Origin of the sequence: uncultured Tenacibaculum sp. (genome assembly GCF_947495995.1) — a bacterium.
Lineage (GTDB): Bacteria > Bacteroidota > Bacteroidia > Flavobacteriales > Flavobacteriaceae > Polaribacter.
Window position 1 is genome coordinate 468216 of record NZ_CANMAX010000002.1, and the last position, 17930, is coordinate 486145.

The 17930-nt window shown below is 29.4% G+C and carries 18 protein-coding genes; 7 read left to right on the forward strand and 11 right to left on the reverse strand.

Annotated elements, in window-relative coordinates; all coding sequences use genetic code 11:
• Window positions 1-60: 60 nt before the first annotated feature.
• The gene (locus tag Q1A15_RS07265; RefSeq protein WP_299621085.1) at window positions 61-984 is read right to left on the reverse strand and encodes a LysR family transcriptional regulator; all 924 of its coding nucleotides are present in this window, start codon (window positions 982-984) and stop codon (window positions 61-63) included.
• 240 nt (window positions 985-1224) lie between these two features.
• On the opposite strand from Q1A15_RS07265, the gene Q1A15_RS07270 reads away from it, so the two are divergent.
• The 4 genes from Q1A15_RS07270 to Q1A15_RS07285 all read left to right on the forward strand — a co-directional run bounded on the left by Q1A15_RS07270 (window position 1225) and on the right by Q1A15_RS07285 (window position 3693).
• Window positions 1225-1524: a hypothetical protein gene (locus Q1A15_RS07270; protein WP_299621088.1), complete on the forward strand. Its 300-nt coding sequence runs from the start codon at window positions 1225-1227 to the stop codon at window positions 1522-1524.
• A gap of 11 nt (window positions 1525-1535) precedes the next feature.
• A complete protein-coding gene (locus tag Q1A15_RS07275; protein ID WP_299621091.1) occupies window positions 1536-2504 on the forward strand; it encodes a sodium-dependent bicarbonate transport family permease in 969 nt (322 codons plus the stop codon).
• 184 nt (window positions 2505-2688) lie between these two features.
• Window positions 2689-3039 carry a hypothetical protein gene (locus tag Q1A15_RS07280; protein WP_299621093.1) on the forward strand — a complete coding sequence of 117 codons (351 nt, stop codon included), beginning with the start codon at window positions 2689-2691 and terminating at the stop codon, window positions 3037-3039.
• 15 nt (window positions 3040-3054) lie between these two features.
• Window positions 3055-3693: a hypothetical protein gene (locus Q1A15_RS07285; RefSeq protein WP_299621096.1), complete on the forward strand. Its 639-nt coding sequence runs from the start codon at window positions 3055-3057 to the stop codon at window positions 3691-3693.
• 8 nt (window positions 3694-3701) lie between these two features.
• On the opposite strand, the gene pdeM is transcribed toward Q1A15_RS07285, so the two are convergent.
• From pdeM to Q1A15_RS07315, 6 genes are all read right to left on the reverse strand, one after another.
• Window positions 3702-4349: a ligase-associated DNA damage response endonuclease PdeM gene (pdeM, locus tag Q1A15_RS07290; protein WP_299621099.1), complete on the reverse strand. Its 648-nt coding sequence runs from the start codon at window positions 4347-4349 to the stop codon at window positions 3702-3704.
• Window positions 4346-6802, reverse strand: coding sequence for a ligase-associated DNA damage response DEXH box helicase (locus Q1A15_RS07295; protein ID WP_299621102.1), 2457 nt, complete (start codon window positions 6800-6802; stop codon window positions 4346-4348). The genes pdeM and Q1A15_RS07295 overlap by 4 nt, the downstream gene beginning before the upstream one ends.
• Window positions 6799-8385, reverse strand: coding sequence for an ATP-dependent DNA ligase (locus Q1A15_RS07300; protein ID WP_299621105.1), 1587 nt, complete (start codon window positions 8383-8385; stop codon window positions 6799-6801). The genes Q1A15_RS07295 and Q1A15_RS07300 overlap by 4 nt, the downstream gene beginning before the upstream one ends.
• On the reverse strand, window positions 8382-9410 hold the full coding sequence (locus Q1A15_RS07305; protein WP_299621108.1) for a ligase-associated DNA damage response exonuclease: 1029 nt from the start codon (window positions 9408-9410) through the stop codon (window positions 8382-8384). Before Q1A15_RS07305 ends, Q1A15_RS07300 begins: the two co-directional genes overlap by 4 nt.
• Window positions 9411-9474: 64 nt before the next feature.
• Window positions 9475-9852, reverse strand: a complete 378-nt coding sequence (locus Q1A15_RS07310) for a rhodanese-like domain-containing protein (protein WP_299621111.1) — start codon at window positions 9850-9852, stop codon at window positions 9475-9477.
• A gap of 177 nt (window positions 9853-10029) precedes the next feature.
• Window positions 10030-10332, reverse strand: coding sequence for a DUF1330 domain-containing protein (locus Q1A15_RS07315; protein ID WP_299621114.1), 303 nt, complete (start codon window positions 10330-10332; stop codon window positions 10030-10032).
• A 257-nt stretch (window positions 10333-10589) separates the two neighbouring features.
• Here Q1A15_RS07315 and Q1A15_RS07320 point away from each other — a divergent pair, with 257 nt between their 5' ends.
• Window positions 10590-12797: a TonB-dependent receptor gene (locus tag Q1A15_RS07320; protein ID WP_299621117.1), complete on the forward strand. Its 2208-nt coding sequence runs from the start codon at window positions 10590-10592 to the stop codon at window positions 12795-12797.
• Window positions 12798-12848: 51 nt separating this feature from the next.
• On the opposite strand, the gene Q1A15_RS07325 is transcribed toward Q1A15_RS07320, so the two are convergent.
• Together Q1A15_RS07325 and Q1A15_RS07330 are read right to left on the reverse strand one after the other, a co-directional pair.
• Window positions 12849-13709, reverse strand: coding sequence for an AraC family transcriptional regulator (locus Q1A15_RS07325; protein ID WP_299621120.1), 861 nt, complete (start codon window positions 13707-13709; stop codon window positions 12849-12851).
• 41 nt (window positions 13710-13750) lie between these two features.
• Window positions 13751-14629: a winged helix-turn-helix domain-containing protein gene (locus tag Q1A15_RS07330; RefSeq protein ID WP_299621122.1), complete on the reverse strand. Its 879-nt coding sequence runs from the start codon at window positions 14627-14629 to the stop codon at window positions 13751-13753.
• A 166-nt stretch (window positions 14630-14795) separates the two neighbouring features.
• Between Q1A15_RS07330 and Q1A15_RS07335 the strand changes: the two genes are divergently transcribed.
• Both Q1A15_RS07335 and rlmF read left to right on the forward strand, forming a co-directional pair.
• Entirely contained in the window at window positions 14796-15380 is a 585-nt protein-coding gene (locus Q1A15_RS07335) for a hypothetical protein (RefSeq protein WP_299621125.1), read from the forward strand.
• A 57-nt stretch (window positions 15381-15437) separates the two neighbouring features.
• Window positions 15438-16298 carry a 23S rRNA (adenine(1618)-N(6))-methyltransferase RlmF gene (gene rlmF / locus Q1A15_RS07340; protein ID WP_299621128.1) on the forward strand — a complete coding sequence of 287 codons (861 nt, stop codon included), beginning with the start codon at window positions 15438-15440 and terminating at the stop codon, window positions 16296-16298.
• Window positions 16299-16308: 10 nt separating this feature from the next.
• Here the strand turns inward: rlmF and Q1A15_RS07345 are convergent, their stop codons facing one another.
• Together Q1A15_RS07345 and Q1A15_RS07350 are read right to left on the reverse strand one after the other, a co-directional pair.
• Window positions 16309-16854, reverse strand: coding sequence for a DUF4251 domain-containing protein (locus tag Q1A15_RS07345; protein ID WP_299621131.1), 546 nt, complete (start codon window positions 16852-16854; stop codon window positions 16309-16311).
• 66 nt (window positions 16855-16920) lie between these two features.
• The gene (locus Q1A15_RS07350) at window positions 16921-17883 is read right to left on the reverse strand and encodes an AraC family transcriptional regulator (RefSeq protein WP_299621134.1); all 963 of its coding nucleotides are present in this window, start codon (window positions 17881-17883) and stop codon (window positions 16921-16923) included.
• Window positions 17884-17930: the final 47 nt, after the last annotated feature.

Here is a 17930-nt window from a genome sequence, read left to right on the forward strand (position 1 = left end):
ACTTGTAATGTAAATGATTATCTATGATAATTATCATGTTACACAAATGATAAAGCCAAACTATATGGCCTCATCAATCCATGAAAAGTATTTTGATTTAATTGAATTCTTATTCAGCGTTATATAGTCTACGAAAGCTTTGGCAATTGGAGTTAGCTTTTTTTCTTTTCTCCACACAAGGTTCCACTCTGTTTCTATTGGCAAACCTTTATAAGGAATAATAGAAATTTCTTTGTTTATTAATGCATTTTTAATTCCTATTAATGGCATTATAGAATATCCCATTCCTGCTATAACTGCTTGTTTTAAAGCTTCATTAGAAGTTAATTCTATCTTTTTTGCTGATTGCAGCTTCTTCGCTTCCATAAAATTCTCCATAGCATTTCGTGTTGCCGATCCTTTTTCACGATAAATTAGCGGACCTTCAGTGAAAATTTTATTCTTTTTTATCTTTTTATCTACTCTAGATGAACTTCCAACTAAGTATAAACTATTACGTAGTAAAGGAACTTTCTCTAAGTTTAAATGTGCTGGTAATACCGAAACTAAAGCAAAATCAACATCATTATTTTCAAGATTAGTCACAACTCGTTGTTTATTCGTTACATCCATAGAAAAATCTATTGAAGGATGTTGTTGCAAAAAATCAGTAACATAGTATGGCATTACATATTTTCCAGTAGAAACCACAGCTAACCTTAATTGTCCGGCAAGTTTTCCTTGATAAGCATAAGTTTTATGGTTAATCGTTTCAACTTCGATAAGAATCTGTTTGGCTGTATCTGCAATTTCCTGACCGAAATCTGTAATATAGAGCTTCTTCCCTACTACTTCTGTTAACGGAATAGGAAATTGATCTTGAAAATTTCTAAGTTGAATTGAAACAGCAGGCTGTGTTAGAAATAAAGATTCTGCAGCTTTTGTTATGCTCTTTTTATCTACAATTTCTAAAAAAACTTTTAATTGATGCAGTGTATAATTCATACAATTATAGGATCTAAGTTGTGAAGCAAAATTAACTCATCTATAACTTTAAGTTTATGTAAATATACTTAAATATAAGTTAATATTTTATCTTATTGAATTAAATAAAGACTCATTAAACTCAATTATTTCAACAGTTTAAAACTAATACATAAAAACAATTAATGTTTAAATGAAATATAATAAATAATAATATATCAAAAATTAATATAAAATTTGTGGTATCAAAAAAGCACAAAGATGAGTATAGAAACAAAAACTTTAGTAAACAGTTTAAAATTAGTAGATGGTACTTTCTCTCCAGTACATACACACGATTTAATTAAGAGTTTTATCAATACTAAAATCAATTACCATAAACTAAACCGATTGATTATCCAAGAAGGTAATCATAATAGTGAGACCGTTTTTGATAATGAACGAATTAAAGAGTTAGAAATTGAGAAAGCTAATTTAATGGAAGCTGTAGATTATGCTAAAGCAAATGGAAAACAAATCAAATTAAAAGCAATAATAAACTTAGAGTTTACAGATAAATAAACCAATTCTAAATGGACATTCACTTGTTAATAGATAATTTAACAAATCCAGCATTATTATTTTTCTTTTTAGGAATCTTCGCTTCTCAAGTAAAAAGTGATTTAGAAATTCCTAAAAATTCATCAAAGTTTATCTCGCTGTATTTGCTTTTATCTATAGGATTTAAAGGTGGTCAAGAATTAGCACATAGTAACTTTTCATCAGAAATTTATGCAAGCCTTATTATAGGTGTTTTATTAGCAATTCTTACTCCTTTCTATACGTTCTTTATTTTAAAAAGAAAATTTTCAGTAGAAAACTCAGGAGCCATAGCAGCGGCTTATGGTTCTGTAAGTGCTGTAACCTTTATTACAGCAATAAGTTTTCTTGATATGGAAAAAATAAGTTATGGTGGACACATGGTAGCCGTAATGGCATTAATGGAAGCACCTTCGATTATTGTAGGTGTTTTGTTAATGCGATTGTTTTCAAACGGTAAAAGATCAACCAAAGAATTACTTGAATTAGTAAAACATTCAGTTACCAACGGAAGTGTACTACTTATTATAGGGAGTTTAATAATCGGATACTTTGCTAGCGATGCACAAGCAGCAGGAATTAAACCTTTTACAACAGATATTTTTAAAGGTTTTCTAGCAGTATTTTTATTAGACATGGGAATAACAAGCGGTAAAAAAATAGGAGCATTAATTAAAAAGGGGTGGTTTGCATTAATCTTCGCGCTTGTTATTCCTTTAATTAATGGATGCCTTGTAGCTTATGTTTCTGGTTTTTGGTTAGATGAAATTGGTAATCGTTTTTTAATTGCAATTTTAGCTTCAAGTGCTTCTTACATAGCAGTTCCAGCAGCAATGAGAATTGCCGCACCAAAAGCGAATCCGAGTTTATATTTACCCATGGCCTTAGCAATAACATTTCCCTTTAATATAACCTTAGGTATGCCAATATACATGTTTGTAGTTCAACATACTTTTATATAACGAAATTCAAAGAATTATTCTGTTCTTTTTCATTAAACCCGTTCTTTTATAAGAGACCTAACTTTTTATGAGTTAGGTCTTTTTTTATACACTTCTTTATTATTCATCAGAAATGCTGGCCTGATCAATATCATATTTTATTAGCTCAAAGTGAAATACTTTTATAACTATAAAACAGATTATTATGAGCACCAAACTACAATTAAAAACAGACTGGAATAATGAAGAACTGAAAGCTTACTTCTACATTTATGCAATGAATGCGGATTTAAACGAATCTGAAAGTGAATTATCATTAATAAAAACTAAAGTTTCTGAAGCCATATTTAATAAAATGTATCAAGAATTTAATTCTGATAATGATTATGAATCTATTCATAAAATAAAAAACACATTACAAGATCTTAATTACTCTCCACATCAAATTCAACTACTTTTCAATGAAATGAGAGATATTTTTAATGCTGACGATGATTTTGATTTTTCTGTATTGGAAAGAAATATAGCTCTAGGATTAAAAAGAATTATCGAATAAAAAACACAGGTTGATATGAAAAAAATAATTGCTTTAGGATTAATATTATTAATTAACGTTGGTTGTGTTAGTAGTAAATTAGTTCAGCAATATAAAAATCCAGATATAGGATTTTTTCAGGCTAATAAAGCCTTAATAATTAGCTTAAATACAAATACCGAATCAAGACAAATTACTGAAAACACTATAGAAAAAGCTTTAAAGATTGAAGGTGTATTTGTTGAAAAAAGTCTTGATTTTTTTGATGAACCTTTCATAAAAAGAGAAATATCTAAAGCTAAATTTCAACAAATTGAAAAAGATTTATTGGAAGATGATTTTGATGCAATTTTAGTAACAAAAATTGTAGGTAGACAAAAAAGATACCATACAGCAAACTTACTTTATGAATACATGAAAAGTAATCAAACTTTTGAAGAGTACTATTATGGTAATCAATACAATTACATGAGAAAAAAGGGCAAGAAAGAAGATTATGTCATTTTAGTATTCGAAACGTCTTTATATTGTATTTGTCCAGATAAGGAAAGAGAATTGATATGGAAAGGTCAATTTGAAATAAAAGACGAACATAATATGGAAAAGAACATCAATAAATTAAAAAAACAATTAATAATAGTCCTGAAAGACAACGATTTACTAATTCAGGAATAAAGTAAAGTTTAAACTTTGAAAATGAGTTGCTCATCAAATGCATAAGCTTTATTCTCATCTTGATCAAATTTTGTGTTTAAGCCTGTAAATAAACTAAATGCAGGTAAAATCAACTGATGTTTACTTACCAAATAGCATGGTAATTTTATATACTGATTCCCTTTGAATTTTATACGAACTCCAGGATGCATATGACCACAGATTATAGATTCTCCTTCAACTGCATCATCTAAATCATGACGAAAAGTAAGTCCGTTTTCTCGTAAAAAAGAGACGGTTTCAAAACCGAGTTTTTGTATTTTCTTTTCAGACATTTTATCATGATTCCCTTTAATCAAAACTTTTTCAATATGTGCAATTGAAAGCAACCAATCTTTAAAAATCTCGATATTCGAATTGTAATTTGCGTGAAATAAATCTCCAACCACAATAATTCTTTTCGGAGAAAAATGAGTAATTAAGGTTGATAAACGTTCTAAATCTTCATGTAAAATAGTGTCTGCAACAGCAATTCCATGTTGTCTAAAATGTGCTGTTTTTCCAATATGAATGTCAGATAAAATTAATGTTTCTTTGTCTTTCCAATAGATAACTCGTTGATTTGTTAAGGTTAATTTAGTATTGGAAAACTCAATATCTTCTGTTAAAATATTCACTGAATCAGTTTATAATGTTGTTTTTGTAATCGTAAAATACGATCTGCTAGTTTCTCATTACTCATAGTATCTCGTAAACTATCAACTTTTATAGGGAAACTTAAAGGTGTATAACCTCTCGCCTCTTTTAAAATGATTTTACTTTTCGAAATACGATCGAAAGCTTCAAATAAGCGTGCTTGTTCTAGCTGTTCATTAAACACTTCTGTGTAGGCTTGTCGTAATAACAAATTATTAGGCTCATGATCTTCTAAAACTCTAAAAATTAAACCAGATGAAGACTGTAAACTCTTATTTGTTTTTCTTGCTCCAGGTTGCGATTGGATAACTAAACCAGCAATTACAGCAATATCACGAAACTTTCTACTGGCCATTTCTGAAGCATTTACACTCGCTATGGCATCTTCCATGAGATTTTCTTTGGACAATATACGATCTAAATTTTCTTTAAAAACAGGAATTTCTTGATCACTCAATAAATCAAAACCATAATCATTCATCGCAATTGTAAATGTAATTGGTTTCAATTTACTGATTCTGTAGGCAATTAATGATGCCATAATTTCGTGTACCAAACGACCTTCAAACGGATAGAAAAATAAGTGATAACCTTCTTTTGTTTTTATTTTTTCTACCAGAAACTCATCCGATTTTGGAATATGAGAATTACTATTTTGGGTTGTTAGTAACGGATTTAAAAACTTTAATTCTTTCTCTCTAATTCCAGGATGCAAAGCATCATTAAGCTTTAATCGTAAATAATGACTTAAATATGAAGTCAATGGTAGCCTCCCTCCTTTCCAGCTTGGTGTGATCGCTTTCTTAGAATTACTTTTCTTCACAAAAACCGTCATGTCTTTAATATGTACGATTTCCAAAACTCGACCAGCTAACACAAACGGAGTTCCGTTTTTTAATTTAGAAATAAAGAACTCTTCAATCATACCAATAAATCCGCCTTTCATAAAACGAACTTTCAACATGGCATCACTTACAATAGCACCAACATTCATACGATGTAACATGCTAATTCTTCTACTCGTAACTTTATATAAATTGGTTTCTTCTTCAAAAACCACTTTATGAAATTCCTCGTAAGTCTTTAATGTGTTTCCGCCTTGCGTGATAAATTGCATTGCCCAACTAAAATCTTCTTCTGTAAGTTCAGTAAATGCATGTGTTTGCTGAATTAATTCAAAAGTTTCTTTCCATTGAAAACCTTCTCCAACAGCTAAAGACACTAAGAACTGAACTAAAACATCATAAGGTAATACGACAGGGATTCTAGCTTCTACATCTTTTTGTTTTACAGCTTCTTTTAATGCAGAAACTTCAATCAATTGTAATGTATGCGTTGGTAAACAATATACTTTTGATACTTCGTTTGGTGAATGTCCACTTCTACCCGCTCGTTGCATAAAACGTGCGATTCCTTTGGCAGAACCAATTTGTACCACACAATCTACAGGTTTAAAATCGACACCTAAATCTAAAGAAGAAGTACAAACTACGGCTTTCAATAATCCATCATTAATAGCATCTTCTATCCAATTTCTTAGTTTTTTATCAATAGAACCATGGTGAATCGCAATTTGTCCGGCTAAATCTGGATCTGTATCTAATAACAATTGATACCAAAGTTCTGATTGACTTCTAGTATTTGTGAAAATTAGCGTTGTTGTATTTTCATAAATAATTGGGAGCACTTTTTTCACCAATTGTCCGCCTAAATGACCAGCCCAAGGCAGTAATTCCACTTCATCTGGTAATAAAGAAACAATTTTAAGTTTCTTCTTTTCTTTAGAAGTGATGATTGTAGTTTTCAATTCTGGGTTTGGTAATAAAACTGTTTTGGCTTCTTCTAGATTTCCAATAGTTGCTGAAATTCCCCAAACTCTCAAATCTTTGGTTAACGATCGAATTCTAGCAATAGCTAATTCTGTTAAAACTCCACGTTTTGTAGCTAAAAGTTCATGCCACTCGTCAATAACTACACAACGAATATTCTTAAACCATCTTGAGTTTTTCTTTTGTGTAAACAACAAATGCATGGTTTCTGGAGTAGTTAAAAACACATCTGGCATTTTTCGTTCTTGTTGTCTACGAATATTTTGTGGAGTATCACCATTTCTAACAGCTGCAACCCAATCTAAACCGATTTCATCGATTACTGCTTGCATTGCTTTTTGCAAATCTTTAGCTAAAGACCTCAGGGGACTTATCCAAAGTAATTTACAGCCTTTTTTGTATTGATCAGGGTGATTTAAATAATCTATCAAAACAGCTAAAAACAAGGAATAAGTTTTGCCAAAACCAGTTGGTGCGACAATTAATCCACTATAATTTTGAGCATATTTTTTCCAAGCTTTCAATTGAAAATCAAAAGGTGAAAAGTTTTTAGAAGACAACCAATCTTCAATAATTTTATATCCTTCAGTTGTTTCTATACTCATTGATTAAAAATTAAGTCTTTTACAGATTCTATAGTGTCAATATCTGCTACTGTTTTATCTTTTCGCCAACGTTTAATTCGAGGAAAACGAAGTGCAACACCAGATTTATGTCTATTACTTAAAGCGATTCCTTCAAAAGCAATTTCAAAAACCAATTCTGGTTTCACTGTACGAACCGGTCCAAATTTCTCTGTAGCATTTTTAGTTACCCAACGACTAACTTCAGTTATTTCAGCATCTGTAAGTCCTGAATAAGCTTTAGCAATCGTAACTAAACTATCATCTTTTTTTACTGCAAACGTATAATCTGTGTATTTTGAACTTCTACGACCACTACCCTTTTGCGCATAAATCATAACAACATCAATCGTTAACGGATCTATTTTCCATTTCCACCAAGTTCCTTTTTTTCGACCAATATGATACTCTGCTCTTTTAGATTTCAGCATTAATCCTTCAGCATTTAACTTTCGAGAATCATTTCTAATTTCATCTAATTCATCCCATGAATCTACTTTAATTTCATCTGATAATTGAATAGAGTTAGTTTTATTATTTTGAAATATGCTTTCTAATTTTTTTCTTCTTTCACCGAGATTTTCTGATCTAATATCTTCATTTTGATATTCTAACAAATCGTAAGCATAAAATCCGATCGGAATTTCTTCTAGCAGTTTTTTAGTGACATTCTTACGATTTAATCGCTTTTGTAAATCATTAAATAACAACACACTACTATCTTTAATAGCCAGAATTTCTCCATCTAAAACAAAATCTTCTTTCCAGGTAGAAAATACTTCTACAAGTTCAGGAAACTGATTTGTTACTAGTTCTTCTCCTCTACTCCAGATAAATAATTCGTTATTTCTTTTTACAATTTGCCCTCGAATTCCATCCCATTTATGTTCTATTTGCCAATCGTTTATATCGCCTAATTCTTCAAGTTCTTTCTCTAAACTATAAGCCAAAGCAAACGGATATGGTTTAGAATTATCGTAGTTTATATGAGTTCCTGATAATAATTCATCAAAAGAAATCGTATTGATATCCCAATTACCAATGATGCTATGCATCAATTTATTTACATCGATATTCGTCAATTTTGCTAAAGCGTTGACCAATGTTTTTTTGGAAACACCGATTCGAAAACTTCCACCAATTAACTTATTAAAAATTAAACGTTCTTGCATTTCTAATCCGTTCCAAGCATTGATCACATATTCTTTTTTCTCTTCTTCACTTTTAGGTTTTAAAGCAATTAATTCTAACATCCATTCATGCAACGACTTTTCAATGCTCGCTTTTGGTTCAGGTAATAATAAGGCTAAAGTTTCTCCTAAATCACCTACTGTGCTGTAACTTTCTAAAAACAACCATTCTGGAAGTTCAGAAATCTCTGCACACCATAATTTCATTAACGAAGATTTTACAGGTCGTGATGGCCTTTTTCCTGTAAATAAAGCAATCATCCAAAGTTTATCTTTGTCTGGTGCTGTTGCAAAAAAATCGACTAATGCATCAATTTTAGCATTGGTTTTATTTGTGATTTCTATTACATTTATAAGTTCGGCAAACTGTTTCATGAAGTAGTTTCTTGGGTTACAATTTGCTTTTCTTCTGATTCTATTTGATCGTTACCATACTCGGTGATAACTTCTTCAGATTCTATTCCAATTTCATTTAAATAACGAGAAAAAATAGCTTGAGATCCGTGAGTTACATAAACTTTCTCTGCATTTGTAGCTTTCACAGCTTTTAGTAATCCATCCCAATCGGCATGATCACTTACTACAAAACCAGCATCTACACCTCTCCAACGTCTATTTCCTCTAATTTGCATCCAACCAGAACAAATTGCTGTAGCTGCATTGGGAACTCTTTTCAGCATTTTACTTCCAAGCAAAGCTGGCGGCATAATGATAATTTTATTCTGAATATCTGCTTTTTTAAAGTTACCATCTAAACGAATAGTATCTGGTATTTTAACTCCTGAAGCTGTAATTGCAGTATTTATATGATGAATTGCATTATGAACATAGATTTCATCTAATCCTTCTAAAAGTTTCATAATACGTTGTGATTTTCCTAACGAATAACCAAAAAACACACTTGTTCGGTTATTAGCTTTGTTTTTTGCCACCCAATTATGGATCTGTGATTGAATCGCAGCTTCTGTTTGCCATTTATAAATTGGTAATCCGAAAGTACTTTCTGTTATGAATTCGTGACAAGTAATCGGTTCAAAAGGAACAGTTAAATTATCCTCTTTTATCTTGTAATCTCCTGAAAAAACTACAATTTTTCCTTTGTATTCTAATCGAACTTGAGAAGATCCGATAATATGTCCAGCTGGATGAAAACTAACTTTAACTCCGTTTATTGTTTTTGACTCATTATAATTAAGTGTTTCTACAGAAATATCTGGACTAATACGATGTTTAAGAATATTTTTAGTGTGTGTATGACACAGATAATGTTTCATTCCCCATCGAGCATGGTCAGCGTGTCCATGAGATATGACTGCATAATCTACAGGATACCAAGGATCGATGTAAAACTTTCCAGGAATACAATAAATACCTTTTTTAGTGAAACGAACTATTTTCATGTTTAACAAATTTAATATATTATTAAACAAATAGTCTTTTTAGAATTACTAATGTAGAATTTTATTAGTTATTTTCTTTAGACCAAGCTAAATAACCACCTGTTAAGTTATAGATCTTTTTAAAACCAAGTTCATCACATATTTTAGAAGCTTTAGTGCTCCTTTTTCCACTCTTACAATACAGATATATAGGTTTTGTTTTATCTAATGTATTCAAATCAGCTTTAAAAGTTGATGAAAAATAGTCTATTGATTTTGCTTTTGGAATATGACCTTGATCGAATTCTTTAAGAGTTCTAACATCTATTAACTGTACGCTTTCTTTGGTTATAGCTTCCTTATAATCAACTACATTTAATTGAGTTACGTTAGAAGTTTCTTGAGAAGTATTACAGCTTAAAAAGCTAATCAAAGTAACTAATATTATGAATGATTTTTTCATTGATTTGGAAACTATTATGCTCTTTCAAAAATAACGATTCAAAACAAAAAAGACAATCAATTAGAATTTGACTGTCTTTTTAAATTATATTTTAGAGAAATCTATTCAGAGTAATACTGTTTATCGCTTCGTTATTATTAAAGTTTACATTTTCTTGTGTATTCATTTTAATTAAGTTTATTGAGCTAAATCATCTTTAGCTTCAATTAAAAAATGATGACTTACAGAACCTGCCGTACGAGCTTTCAAATGCGGTACATATTCTGGATCTTTCATAAAATTTAAAGCGGCTTCTTTTGGTGGCCATTCTAAAATTATTCTTAAAGCAGCACCAGCGTCATCTCCTTCAATTTGTTCGTGAGATGCAGTTCTTGCTAAATACTTTCCTCCGTGTTTTTTTACTATTACTCCAGTCTCAGCGATATAAGCTGGAATCCATGTGTCTACTGTAGGTCTAACATCTAATACTGAATAAAACATATTTTATTTTTTTAATTATTTACACCACAAAATTAGTGTAACAATAAAAGTTTTGTCGAGTAAAAAAAAAGGTGATATGAGTAAAAAATGAAGTTATAAAATGATAACATGAATGAAATCAATAACTCACAAAAATCGTGAATAAAAACAGATGTTAAGGGCTTGTTAATTTGTCTTAAATAGACTTAAAATCATGGTTGTTTTTTTAGATTTACACGCTGATAAATGACAAACTTAAATCAACCATCACGTAAAAAATGAAGTATCTAATTACAGTATGTAGTTTATTATGCATACAACAGTTCTTCGCACAAACTTTAAAAGGAAAAGTAGTATCGCAAGACAACATTTCAATAGTAGAAGCACATATTTATAATACAAACGATAAGCATCATACGCATAGTAATCAAAGAGGTGCTTTTGTTTTACATCATGTCACTATTGGAGACACTTTAATCATCAGCCATATAAACTTCAAAAAGAAAGAAGTTGTAGTAAAAGATTTAAATCCGATAACAATTACTTTAGAAGAAAACTTAGTCTCTCTTGAAGAAATTACAATCGCAAAAAAATTAAATGCTCTAAATGTAATTACAGATGTAGACATTCAAACAAATCCAGTAAATTCTTCACAAGAAATTCTACAAAAAGTTCCAGGACTATTTATTGGTCAACATGCCGGTGGTGGAAAAGCTGAACAAATTTTCCTTCGTGGTTTCGATATTGATCATGGCACTGATATCACAATCACAGCAGATGGACTTCCAGTAAACATGGTTTCTCATGCACACGGACAAGGTTATGCTGACTTACATTTTGTAATTCCTGAAACAGTTGACAAAATTGATTTTGGAAAAGGAGCTTATTATGCAGATAAAGGAAACTTTAATACAGCTGGTTATGTAAACTTTAAAACTAAGAGTAGATTATCATCGAACACATTAAAACTTGATGTTGGTCAGTTTAACACTAAACGTTTGTTAGGAATGTTTAATGTGGTAAATAACAATAAACACAGTGCTTATATTGCTTCAGAATATATACTTACAGATGGTTATTTTGAAAGTCCACAAAACTTCAACCGCTTAAATATTTTTGGGAAATATACTGTTAACGTTACTGATTCTGATAAAGTAGGTTTAACTGTTTCTCATTTTACAAGTAAATGGGATGCTTCAGGTCAAATTCCACAGCGTGCTGTTGATAGTGAATTAATCACACGATTTGGTGCAATAGATGATACAGAAGGAGGATCTACGAGTCGTACCAATGCATTACTTACGTATGACAAAATAATTTCTGATCATTCATCAATCAAAAATAAGATCTTTTACAACAAATATGATTTTGAATTGTTTTCAAACTTTACTTTTTTCTTAGATGATCCTGTAAATGGTGATCAAATTAAACAAAAAGAAACACGTAAAATCTTTGGTTTAACAATTGATTATAAGCAAGATTTCAATTCTATTGATGGAAGTTTTTCTGCTGGAATAAGCTTAAGAAATGATCAGAGTTTTGGTAATGAATTAGCAAATACAGTAAATCGTAGACAAACTTTAAATAGAATTCAGTTTGGTGATATTAATGAAACTAATATTGGAACTTACGCTAGCGCTAATTTCAACTTTGGAAAATTTACTATTAATCCAGCTTTACGTTTCGATTATTTCAATTTTGAATATAATGACAACTTACAAACAGCTTATGAAACACAGTCTGAAACGGCAAGTATTGTGAGTCCGAAGTTAAATATCTTCTATAATCATAACGACAACACACAGTTTTACTTAAAAACTGGTAAAGGATTTCATTCAAATGATACTCGTGTAGTTGTTGCTCAAAATGGAAATACAATTTTACCTGCTTCGTATGGATTTGATGCTGGTGTTGTTTGGAAACCGATTCCTAGAATTTTAATTAACACAGCATATTGGTATTTATTCTTAGAACAAGAATTTGTATATGTTGGAGATGCTGGAATTGTAGAACCTAGCGGAAAAACTAATCGTCAGGGAATTGATTTTAGTTTAAGATATGAACCAATCGATCAACTTTATTTCAATTTTGATGCAAATTATACACATGCAAGAGCTTCAGAAGAATTAGACGGACAAGATTTTATCCCGCTTGCTCCTGATTTTACAATAACAAGTGGATTAAGTTATAAAAGCAAGTCTGGATTCTTTGGAAGTGCTCAGTTAAGGCATATAAAAGATAGGCCTGCAAATGAAGATAATTCTATAGTTGCCGAAGGTTATACAATTACTGATTTAAATGTTGGTTATGAATTTAGGAACATCACTTTAGGAGTTCAAGTAAAAAACCTTTTCGATACTGAATGGAATGAAACTCAATTTGCTACAGAATCTCGTTTACAAAGTGAAGTAAATTCTGTTGAAGAAATTCATTTTACACCAGGTACTCCATTTTTCTTAACAGGAAGTATCACAGTAAGATTTTAAAATATATCTAGTACAAGAAGATAAAAAAGGGAGCTTTACAGTTCCCTTTTTTTATTTTAAACTTTCTTTAAAAGCACCTATCGTAGTTCCTTTATAAGCCAAGAAGGTTTTATTTAAATGACTAGCGTCTGTAAAACCTAATTCTAAAGCTATTTCAGAAAATTGCATGTCTGTGTATTTTAAACGAGTTTCTACTAAGTTTAATTTATAATTCAAGATATACTTCTTAATACTCATTCCCATATGTTTTTTAAAGTATTGTCCGATATAATTATCAGCAATCCCAAATTCTTCTGCTAAATGTGTGTTCGTGATTACTTTAGAATCATAAATATGAGTTTGAATATAATTAATAAGATCTTGAACTTTCGATTTTGGTTTATTTACAGTTAAATGCGTAGCATTTTCCCTCATATTTCGAGCAATTAAATGCAATACGACAGATAAAGAGTTCTCAATAATAAATAAATCATTTGCGCTGTTCTTAAGGTATTCTTTAGTTAATAATTTCACCAAAGAAGTAACATTTTCTTTTTCAAAAGATTCTTTAAAATCTAGTAAACGTAATTGCTTTATTTCATTATATAAAATCCCTTCTTTTTGACGAAACCAATTATTTATTGGTAAAGTAGCATTTGCTTCACTAGTTGTGTTAAAAAAGCTTTTTAAGAATTTTATAGTTGTCACCGTTGTAGAAGAATCTACATTTACAGTATAAATATCATCAGGAATAAATACAAAAACACTGTTATCTACATAAGGAACAGTGCTTCCATTAATTTTTAAATTACCAGTTCCTTTTTCAAAATATAACACTTCAAAAAAACGAATACTAGTATATCTACAGAAATCGAAATATGTTTCGTTTTCGTAATGCTGTAGTACAAAGTTATTTATAATAGTTCTTGGCAATAGACGAATTTTACAAAGAATAAAATTACTATAAAATTGGTTTACTTCACAATCAATTTATAACCCACACCATGAACATTGGTAATTTTAACATTGGTATCTTCTACTAATTTCTTTCGTAACTTAGAAATGTAAGTATCTAAACTTCTGCTAACCACTACTCCATTATCTTCCCATACTTTTTTAGTAAGTTCTTCTCTTTTTACTGTCTGATTCTTATTTTCAACTAAAATCAGCAGTAAATCACACTCTTTTTTAGATAGATTCATTTCAGCAGAATTTCTTATCAAAATGTTTCGATCTGGTAAAAAAGAATAATTACCAATACTTATTTTAATTTCTTCATTTTCTAGATTACTTTTTGAAGAATTTCTCTTTTTAAACCAGAATAAGATTGAAATTATAATAAACACAAGTGGAATTAAACCATAGAGATAATTTGTAGTTGTATCGGTTTTAAAATCAATTGTTCCAGTAAACTTAACTTGAATTGTATAACAACTTTTGCCTAAAATTCTATTAGCACAAGGTATAATTCCTTCTTTTTCTTTTGCTTTCATTAAATAACTATACGCCACTTCATTATCTAAACACTGAAAAACTTGAACGATATAATCGTCAGGCAGTTTAGCTTTTTGAAAATTATTTTTAATTAAGCTAACTAACTTATCTGGCTCTATTTCTAAACTATTCGGAAAAGACACTTCATAAAGGAAAGGATCGATTTCTTTTACTGGTTTTACTGGAGTAGTTAAATCTTCATTTAAAACCAAAAGTTCGTGACCAACATTTCGTAAAGAGATTTTAACTGTTTCAGAAAAATGTTCGTTTGAAGATGAAGAAGTACATGCAACTATATTTATAAGAAATACAAGTGCAATACTGCGTAAATAAATAGAAAAGTTATTTTTAAAAATCATTGCAACAAATAACACATAATTTTACCACTTTTTATAGCTTTTGACACTTCTTTTACACTCTTTTGACACTTTTTGGAAGTACAAAATATAACTTTGGAATATCAAAAATGAAATAAAATTTCGCGATAATTTTTCATAAATTACTAATTATTAAATCAATAAAAAAATGATTAAATATATATTCTTAAGTGTTATCTTATTTGTCGGTGTTTCATGTCAGTCAGAAAATAAAACTGAGAAAAAACAAGATAATACAGTTGCTGAAACAGTAAAAACGAACAATTATATTAGTCCTTACGACAGTTTTAATTATGACGTTTCAAAAGATGTTGATCCTTATAAATTATCGCTAAACACTTTTCAAATTGCAAAAGATGAATTTAGTTTAGAAGTAAATATTGAATTAAATCAAGGTTCATTTTTTGTATCTCCAAAATCTAAAGGAAGTTTTAAAGGCAAATTCAGAATTGAATTTAATGAGAACAATCATCTTGAAATAGATAAAGCTTTTACTGAAAGTCCAGAATCTAAAGAAGTATTCGATTCTCATCCTTATGTGAATGGCTACGTAAACTGGGTAAAAGAAAATACGAAATACAATAAAACTCTAAAACTTAAAGAGAAAAAAGGAAATTTTACAGTTACAGGTGTAATTAAATTCGTTATCGAGCCAAAATGTACATTAGAAGAAATTCCTTTTATCTTGATTTATGAAAACGGTGAATTAATTGTTAGAAGAGATATGTGTTAATAAATATGCTTACGAAATCTGTAATACAGCTATTTCTTTTAATATTTTTGAAAACCTATGCATTCTAGAAATATCCATAAAGATACGCCGTATAATTTCGATCAATTATTAAAAGTTAATCCAGATTTAAAAGCATTTATCTTTACTAATGAATACAATACAACTACCATAGATTTTGGAAATCCGAAAGCTGTGGTAGCTTTGAATAAAGCACTTTTAAAAGCTTTTTATAATGTAGAAAACTGGGAATTGCCAGAAGGATATTTATGCCCGCCAATTCCTAGTAGAGTTGATTATATTCATCATGTAGCAGATTTGTTACCTAACAAAGCATCGATAAAAGGTATTGATATTGGTGTGGGTGCGAATGCTATTTACTGTATTCTCGGAGCACAAGTTTATAATTGGCAAATGCTTGGAAGCGATATTAACTCAGAAAGTGTCGCTATAGCACAAAAAAACATCAATTATACTCCTAATACAGCTGAAAAAGTTAAAATTGTTTATCAAGAAAATAATGCAAATATCTTTGACGGATTGATTAAACCTGATGATTTCTATGATTTTTCTGTTTGTAATCCACCTTTTCATAGTTCAGAGAAGGAAGCAAAAAACAGTGCTCTTCGTAAAATCACAAACTTAAATCAGAAGGATTTTGATCTTAACTTTGGTGGACAAGCAAATGAATTATGGTGTAATGGTGGTGAAGCTTTATTTTTAAAACGAATGATAAAACAAAGTGCTACTTTTAAAAAGCAAGTAGGATATTTCACTAGTTTAGTTTCTAAAAAAGAAAGTTTACAAAAGCTCGAAAAACAATTAACCAAACTAAAAGCCAGTTATAAAATTATTCCTATGCAACATGGAAATAAAATTACACGAATTTTAGTTTGGTCATTTATTCATAAGTTAACTTAAAATATCTGTGCTAGTTTACAACTGTTCCAGAGTATTGTATAGGAAACCTATGAGTAGAGTTAATATTGATTTGTGTTCTTAAGTTTTTAAATACAATTAATGTTACATCGTAACTTTCTGTATTTGAATTTTTATCGCGTACAGTAAATTGTATTTTATGATTGTTTCTCTTCGTTTTTGAAGTTTTATAATTTGTAATTTTTGAATCAAATTCAATACCGATGTTCGTACTTCCGTAATTACTGGTAAATTGTCTTTCTCCATAATACGGTAAATATCCAGTAGAAATAGAATCTTTATTAAACTTAAAAACGTTCGTATGACTTGATATATCAATCATGTTAGGTGAACTCCCATTTGCATAAAAAATTGCAGTTGGTAAAGCATTTAAAGAAGTTGTATTTCTTGGAAATGCTTTTTGAGAATCAACACTAAATGGTTTTCCTTCAACTATTTCGTTAAACTTTTGTAATTGTACTGCAGTATAATTTTGATTTGTAGAAGCACAACTATAACACAATACAAAAACAACTAAAAATTTGAAAATCTTAATCATAATATGTTGTTTTCTATAAAATTAACAAAAAAGCAGATAATATACTGAAAACTAAGTGTTAAAATATTAAGAGTTCGTAATGTTATTTTCTTTTTTGAATACTGATGGAGTTACTCCAACAAACTTTTTAAATGCTGAGTTAAAAGAAGATAAACTATTAAAACCGACATCAAATGCAATGGAAGATATCTTATAGTTCTCTCTTTCTTTTGACAACAGTTCTCTTTTAGCTTCTAAAATTCTATAATGATTTATAAAATCATTAAAATTTTGCTTACTGTATTCATTTATTATTCCCGATGTTTTTTGTGTACTTAATCCTAATAATTTACTTAATTCAGTTAACGAAATATTGGGATTTAAAAACTGTTTTTCATCTATTATATAATTTGTTATTCGTTTAAAAAACAAATCATCGTCATTAGTTTTAAAAGCATTTCCGTCAATATCTATGCTATTCAATTCAAATGCTTTATACGTTAGAAAATAAATAGCCAAACTGTATAACACCGGACCAATTATATACGGAATTGTATTTTCAATAATATTCAAAAAATAGGAAATCCAGATTACAATACAACAAATCACCAATAGTTGTAGCCAAGTAATAATTGCTTTTTGCGATTTTGTGTATGTACTTATTTCTAATTTCTTTACTTGTTTTAAAACTCTATATGACAAAGCTATGTAAACTATAAAGTGCAGATAAATAAAAATTAATGTACTACCGAAAAGTATAACAGCTTCTTTATTATTTTCATCAAACCAATCTTTTGTAATAAATAAACTTAAACTTGAAACCATTAAAAAAGGTAACATTTCTAAAGTATTAGCTTTTTGAATTTTAAAATTAGGTATTGTCATCACTTTAAAATACCACCTTAACAAAGGACCTATCAATAGAATGAATGCTAAACCTATAAAAATGAAAATCGGTTCTAATTCGTCTCCAAAATTTAATAGAATGGACTTCCCTACTCTAAAAGCCATAAAAACTAGAATTAGAGCCAATAAAGTATTAGATAACATTTTTTTCTTTTTGAAAAATGCTAAATAAATGGCAAAAGAAATACCAT